Genomic DNA, 822 nt, shown 5'->3' with positions numbered 1-822 from the left:
TGTTGTGGGTCGTGACGTTGGTGACGCGGGGTATGGGGTGAGTTGATGGGGGCGGTTCTTTCGGCGGCAGGATGGAAAACGCCAATCCTCCGTCCGCTCGACCCGAAAGAACCGCCGTGTCTCACCGTAATGCCCCGCTGACCGTCGAGGGTCGCCACCGGCTCGTCCTGCGCTGCCAGTCCCGTCCGATCGCGCACGTCGCCGCGGAAATGGGAATCTCACGTCAGTGTGCGTCGAAGTGGGTCAACAGATTTCGCCGGTACGGCGAAGTAGGGCTACTCGACCGGTCCAGCGTCCCGCACCGGTCACCGGCCGCCAAGTCGGTGGCTGTTGTGAACCGGATCGAGGTGTTGCGGCGGACCCGCAAGTGGTCCGCTCGCCGGATCGCCGTCGAGCTGACGGCCGAGGGCACAGCCGTGTCTGTGCGGACCGTGGGTCGGCATCTGGCGCGGCTCGGGCTGAACCGGCGCCGGTTTCTGGACCCGGCCGGTGAGCCGAATCGGGCAACGCGCCGGATCGCCGCTCGCCGGCCCGGGCATATGGTGCACGTCGATATCAAGAAGGTCGGCCACATCCCCGATGGCGGTGGCTGGCGTGTCCACGGCAAGGGATCGGCCCAGCACAAAGCCACCCGCGCGGTGAACCGGCGCACCCGGCCTGGTTACGTGTTCCTGCACTCAGCTGTCGATGGCTTCTCCCGGCTGGCCTACACCGAGGCACTGCCTGACGAGAAAGCTGTCACAGCAATCGGTTTCGTGTTCCGAGCCAGGGCGTTCTTCGCCGCGCACGGCATCACACGAATCGAGCGGATCGTCACCGACA

General features: G+C 66.5%; 1 protein-coding gene. It reads left to right on the top strand.

All coding sequences use genetic code 11. The annotated features are described in order from the left end of the window. Positions 1–116 precede the first annotated feature (116 nt). The coding region (locus IRT45_RS36365; RefSeq protein ID WP_194810270.1) for a helix-turn-helix domain-containing protein at positions 117–822 on the top strand (706 nt) is incomplete at its 3' end.

It is taken from the genome of Nocardia sp. BSTN01 (assembly GCF_015354405.1).
GTDB lineage: Bacteria > Actinomycetota > Actinomycetes > Mycobacteriales > Mycobacteriaceae > Nocardia.
Note: the sequence above shows the minus strand (reverse complement) of the source record. Positions and strands in the feature narration are given on the sequence as shown.